Raw genomic sequence first — 5,950 nt, 5'->3', positions numbered from 1 at the left:
ATATTATTTATCAATAAAATGTTAGCTACAGGCACACTGATAACCGAGTTTAAATACCCATGAGCAGAAAACTTTCCATTGCATTAGCCCAGTTGAATTGGCTGGTTGGCGATATTGAAGGCAACACTGAACGTATGTTGCAAACCTTAAATGAGCAGCAGAAGGCGGGTGCCTCACTGGTTATGTTCTCCGAGCTGGCTTTGTCCGGTTATCCGCCAGAAGACCTGCTGTATCGTGATGATTTTTATCAACGTTGTGAAGCGCAACTGGATCGTTTGCAGGCGGCAACGCAGCATACGGCGATACTGGTGGGGCATCCGTGGCGCGAAGAGGGCAACTTGTATAACGCATTGTCCCTGTTTGCTGACGGCAAATTGCTAGGGCGCTATTTTAAACAACAATTGCCTAACTACGGTGTGTTCGACGAAAAACGTTACTTCTCTGCCGGTCATGAAAGTTGTGTTGTGGAGCTGAACGGTTATCGTTTGGGGCTGCTTATCTGTGAAGATTTATGGTTCGATGGCCCGGTAGACGCCGCTAAAGCTGCCGGTGCAGAGGTGATATTGTCGATCAATGCCTCGCCATATAACCGTGAAAAACCGTATATTCGTAAAACTCTGATGGCAGCACATTGCCAGCGTACCGGGTTGCCATTGGTCTATCTCAACCAGATTGGTGGGCAGGATGAACTGATTTTTGATGGTTGCTCCAAGGTATTCGATGCGGCGGGTAATATGACGCATCGTTTGGCGGCTTTTGCGGAACAGACCACCTTATTGCAATTGAATGAGTGCAATGTGGTCCCTATGACGGCCCCTGTCGCAGAGTTACCGCCATTAGCGCAAGTGTATGAAGCGCTGGTGTTGGCGGTGCGTGATTACGTGACCAAAAATGGGTTTAATGGCGCGGTGCTGGGCTTGTCCGGTGGGATTGACTCGGCGCTGACACTGGCGATTGCAGTTGATGCGCTGGGCAAAGATAAAGTCCAGGCATTGATGATGCCATTCCGCTACACCTCAGATATCAGTATTGCGGATGCTAAAGAAGAAGCTGAAATTCTCGGTATTGAATTTGATGTACTGTCCATCGAGCCGATGTTTGATGCTTTTATGGGCCAACTGGCACCGATGTTTGCCGGTACAGGGCGCGATACCACGGAAGAGAATCTACAGGCACGCTGCCGCGGTGTCGTATTGATGGCCTTGTCTAACAAGCGTCGCAGTATTGTATTAACTACCGGTAACAAAAGTGAAATGGCGGTGGGCTATGCCACGCTGTACGGTGATATGGCCGGTGGTTTTGATGTGTTGAAAGATGTGCCAAAGACCTTGGTGTTTAAACTGTCGGAATACCGTAATACCGTCTCTTATGTGATTCCACAGCGGGTGATTACTCGCCCGCCATCTGCTGAGCTGGCTCCTGATCAGAAAGATGAGGACAGTCTGCCACCTTATGATATTTTGGACGCTATTCTCGAAGGGTACGTCGAGCAGGATAAGTCGGTGGCTGATTTGGTCGCAGACGGTTTTGATGAAACTATCGTGCGTAAGGTCATTCGCCTGGTAGATATCAATGAATATAAGCGGCGTCAGTCGGCTGTCGGGCCACGTATTACTGCCCGCAATTTTGGTAAAGATAGACGCTATCCGATTACATCAGGCTTTGGCCGCAAGAATTGGTAAAACAGGGATTCACCATGAAAAAAATTGACGCGATTATTAAGCCATTCAAACTGGATGATGTCCGTGAGGCACTGGCTGAAGTCGGTATCACCGGGATGACAGTGACAGAAGTAAAAGGTTTTGGTCGCCAGAAAGGGCATACCGAACTGTACCGTGGCGCTGAGTATATGGTGGATTTCCTGCCAAAAGTAAAAATAGAAATTGTGGTTGCTGACGATATTGTCGATACCTGCGTTGAAGCGATTATGCAAACGGCTCAGACAGGTAAAATTGGCGACGGCAAAATCTTTGTCTTTGATGTCTCTCGTGTGGTGCGTATCCGCACCGGTGAGCAAGACGAAGAAGCGATTTAAATTCTGCATATTTAAGTCATCAATAAAAAGCCCGTTTCGTTTCCACGAACGGGCTTTTTTACTCTCTACGCAGCAACCCTGCAACGTCAAGTACCAAGGATTTATGCTGGAACAAATAACCCCAGCCAGTAGAACAGGTTCAACACGATACCGGCAAGAATCACCGCCACCACTGGTGCGGCAATCTTCATCACCGGGCGACCAATGGCTTCATTCAGGAAATATAAGGCGGTAGTGATAGTGAAACCGGTATAACCGGCCATCTTGATCGACGCAAAAATTGCCCCGATTAACAGCGCGTATTCCATCAGCAAGTTCATGGCGTTACGGATATTATCAGACGCATTACGTACTGACGGGAAGCGGCCTAACCATTTTCCGATGGAACGCAGCATTAGCACTTCCAGTGATATCACCACCGCGCCGATTATCCCTGCCAGTAAGGGGTTTGGAACCAGATAACCGACCACAAACACGAAAGTGAAACCTGCAACGGCATAAACACCGGTCGCCAGTGCCGTAGTAGCAATCAGCGGCACAAATCCGAGGCCACGCATAAACTCAGCCAGTGATGCCTGATGGATTAATGCCAATGACTCTTCCGGCGTGATACCCGGCGCGTAAGCTTTTGCCAGTGTATAAATTGATACTTCGCTACCACCAAAAATCTTCATACTGGCGACGGCTGAAATTAATCCACCCACTACCGCCAGCATCGGCAAGTTCTTAATAATTCTCTGGGTTCGCTCTTCAAATACCGAGTGTCCGCCACCACCTCCCAGGTGGGTTTTTGCCCGTAAGTCTTGGGCAATGGCAATGCCGATAAGCAGAATCATACCGACAAAAATTTCAATTGATTCAGGGAATAGCCCGGTGAAACGGGTAATCAGCAGACGGGTCAGCAGCACGATAAAGGCGGAAATAACCGCGGTCTTCCAGCCAAATTGGTAGAAAATAGCCACCAATGGGAATAGGGCAAAGGCGGATATCACCGGGCTACTCAATTCCCCCAGAGAACCGATAAAATTCACTGGTAATGAGGTGAGCGCAGTATTAACTGCCGGTAAGCTGGTAAGGGCCAAAATACCCCACGCAGCACCCAGAGCAAATGCCAGATAGCTATTGATTGCCAGCACACCAATGATGTCAGTCGGCAAAAACAGTAACCAGGAATTAAGTAAGCCGGTCGAGAGGGTAAATGAGATACCGACTGAGGCGATAAAACCTACACTCAGACCGAAAGCAATACTCCCCGCTTCACGGCGGCTCATATTCCCTTCAACCAACTGTGGCAAAATAGGGCGGATACCGTCATGAAACACGGCAACGGAACGGTGAGAAAGCAGCGCGGTCATCCCTGTCAGCAGAGCAACCACAACAATATGAATATAATCCACGGTGGTGTCCCCTTTAGCGCAACTGTGTAATCAGCAGTGGGATTGCATGTTCAATATGTTCGACGGATAAGCCAAATGCCACTTTGCCCTCAGTCACCAACTTCTCTATTTGCTCAGGTTTCGCCTTGATTCCAGGCTTGGCGATAGTGGCACTTTTGTTATAACCAATAATCGCGATAGCCATTGATAATGCCGCTCCGGCACCGGTGTTACAGGCACCGATATAATAGTCCAATTGGCCTTCTTTCACTTTGATAGCCGCATCCATGTCCGAGAGAATAAATGTCTCAAAGGTATTAGGTGCCGTCTGCTCAATCATTTCGCGTATTAACTCTCGTTGCAGCCCGGCAATGCCAATCTTCTTCATAATCACTTTCCTTGCGTGGCGAAAAATTTATTAGGATTGTGGCGCAACATCATTTCCACCTGAGCGTGGGAAATCCCTGCGGCCAGTAACATGGGAACAAACGAATCAACTAAGTAACTAAACCCGCTACCGCCATTGGCTTTTAAATGTGAGCGACGGGTGATATCCATCGACAACATGACTCTGTCCAGCAACCCGCGTTCAGCCAACGCCACTAACATCGCGACCCTGCGTTGGTCCGGGAAATAACTATTTTTACCTATGGTGTCGAATTGGACATACACGCCCATCTCGATCATTTGCACAATAAGATCAGTTTGCTCTTTCAGGTCACAATGGCCGATAACGACGCGATCGAGCGGTACACCATGTTGTTTGAGTAGTGCAATTTGCTGCAATCCCATGGTACTGAAACTGGTATGGGTTGAGATGGGCAGGCCAGTTGCATGATGAGTCAGTGCTGCGGCATGAAACACTTTCTCCTCATCAGGGGTAATAACCCCTTCGCTGGTCCCTATCTCGGCAATGACGCCCGCTTTTAGTGCCGTGCCATCAATACCTGTCTCGATCTCATCAATCATGGTTTGTGCCAATTGCTGTGCGCTACTTTCACGCACCCTCGGCGGGTAAAAACTGTCAGTGTAATAACCGGTTGATGCGATGATATTTATGCCACTGTCACGCATCAGATTCAATAAAAACTGAGGGTTACGGCCCATGTATCGGTTGGTCACTTCGATGATGTTCAGCACCCCTTTACTCACCAGTTCACGCATTTCGTCACAGATCGGCTGATATTGATCGAGGCGACAGTCCAGATTATTTTTAAATCCAGACAAATCAATGTGGAGATGCTCGTGCGCGTAGGTGTATCCGTTAGAATTGATCATCGGGTAGGCTCCGAAGAAAGTCAGTGTGTAAGACTATCATGGGTATACATTAAATAAACTAACGTATTGGTCTGATAGCTTTTTTATTGATTAACCCAGCCTATTACCCTGGCTGTCATAGCAGCCAAGAATGCGGGGAGTGCCACTTTGAATGCCATCTATCAAGACGACATCACTGCGAGTTACAAATATCTGGGAGCGGAAACACATAATAACCGGACTACCAACTGGGAACTGGCCAGCCAGACGCAGACAATAATCGATACTGTCATTATCAATCGGTAATACTGAGGATTGGCTAAATTGGTTATCGTGCCAAATTAACGCATTTTGCAAATGGCCACGGCGATAATAACCGCCGCCAAATACATAGCTATTATCAGCAAAATGATGGGAAATCTCGGACAGATATAGCATAGATATCTGTTCTGGCTGGTCGCCATGCTGATTGGTGGGCATGGTTCCGGTGAGCGCATGGCCGGGTTCGCTGTGTGTTATCCCTAATTGGGCCAACTCGGGGAGGGTGGTACAACTAGTTGCTGATGGGGCATTTAGCTGTTCAATGGTGACACCTTCTGCTTGCAGGGTATTCCGTGCGGTCAATAAAGTTCGCATGTTGGCTGTTGGCAAAGTTTGCCGCAACTGGGGGTCATACACCATGCAAGGGAAATGCGTTATTCCAACCAATCGTACGCCCGGCATCTCTCGTAGAGCCGCAATGACAGCCGGTAAATGATGTAACTCGAATCCCGCTTCTTGCCCTGAATAGAGCAAATCTCCTGATTGGCAAACCTTCAACATTATGGGTTGGATAATATGTTGGCGATGCGCCGCCTGTGATATCTCCACTGCCTTCTCCAACGAGAAAACAGTAATGACCTCTGGCCGCTGGCGCACTATCTCCTCGACCATTGCTGAGGGCGGCTGCACTAAATGACCTACATGGGCGACAGGAATAGCATGGCGGTAGAGCTGCCGCGCCTCCTTAAAATCAACCGCAACCATTCCCTGAAAACCACATGCCAGCAGACGGCGGCATAGTTCAGGGTTACGCCCGAACTGTTTACTCATCAGATACAGTTTTATCTGGTACCGACTGGCTGTTTCAACCAGTAGACGGGCATTGGCCTCAGTTTGTTCGACGTCAATAACATAGCTGTCTGGATAAATTTCCCCCTGTTGCCAATATGATATAGCGGCATCGATTAATTTAGTATTTTGTTTTAAAAGGGTTTTTAAAAACATTTGATGTCCTAAGGGC

6 protein-coding genes are annotated in these 5,950 nt (G+C 48.2%); 2 read left to right on the top strand and 4 right to left on the bottom strand.

What is annotated here, in order from left to right:
- The first annotated feature begins 59 nt into the window (after nucleotides 1-59).
- Together V2A85_RS21435 and glnB are read left to right on the top strand one after the other, a co-directional pair.
- Nucleotides 60-1,682: an NAD+ synthase gene (locus tag V2A85_RS21435; protein ID WP_420072305.1), complete on the top strand. Its 1,623-nt coding sequence runs from the start codon at nucleotides 60-62 to the stop codon at nucleotides 1,680-1,682.
- Nucleotides 1,683-1,696: 14 nt separating this feature from the next.
- Nucleotides 1,697-2,035 carry a nitrogen regulatory protein P-II gene (gene glnB, locus V2A85_RS21430; RefSeq protein WP_002231018.1) on the top strand — a complete coding sequence of 113 codons (339 nt, stop codon included), beginning with the start codon at nucleotides 1,697-1,699 and terminating at the stop codon, nucleotides 2,033-2,035.
- A gap of 101 nt (nucleotides 2,036-2,136) precedes the next feature.
- Here the strand turns inward: glnB and V2A85_RS21425 are convergent, their stop codons facing one another.
- From V2A85_RS21425 to V2A85_RS21410, 4 genes are all read right to left on the bottom strand, one after another.
- Entirely contained in the window at nucleotides 2,137-3,432 is a 1,296-nt protein-coding gene (locus tag V2A85_RS21425; RefSeq protein WP_083163153.1) for a YhfT family protein, read from the bottom strand.
- A gap of 13 nt (nucleotides 3,433-3,445) precedes the next feature.
- On the bottom strand, nucleotides 3,446-3,799 hold the full coding sequence (locus V2A85_RS21420; RefSeq protein ID WP_372559686.1) for a DUF2620 domain-containing protein: 354 nt from the start codon (nucleotides 3,797-3,799) through the stop codon (nucleotides 3,446-3,448).
- Between the two features lie 2 nt (nucleotides 3,800-3,801).
- Entirely contained in the window at nucleotides 3,802-4,689 is an 888-nt protein-coding gene (locus V2A85_RS21415) for a phosphotriesterase-related protein (RefSeq protein ID WP_420072304.1), read from the bottom strand.
- Nucleotides 4,690-4,779: 90 nt separating this feature from the next.
- A complete protein-coding gene (locus V2A85_RS21410) occupies nucleotides 4,780-5,934 on the bottom strand; it encodes a YhfX family PLP-dependent enzyme (protein WP_372559684.1) in 1,155 nt (384 codons plus the stop codon).
- Nucleotides 5,935-5,950 lie beyond the last annotated feature (16 nt).

Source organism: Yersinia sp. 1252 StPb PI, from assembly GCF_048593885.1.
GTDB lineage: Bacteria > Pseudomonadota > Gammaproteobacteria > Enterobacterales > Enterobacteriaceae > Yersinia > Yersinia enterocolitica_E.
Note: the sequence above shows the minus strand (reverse complement) of the source record. Positions and strands in the feature narration are given on the sequence as shown.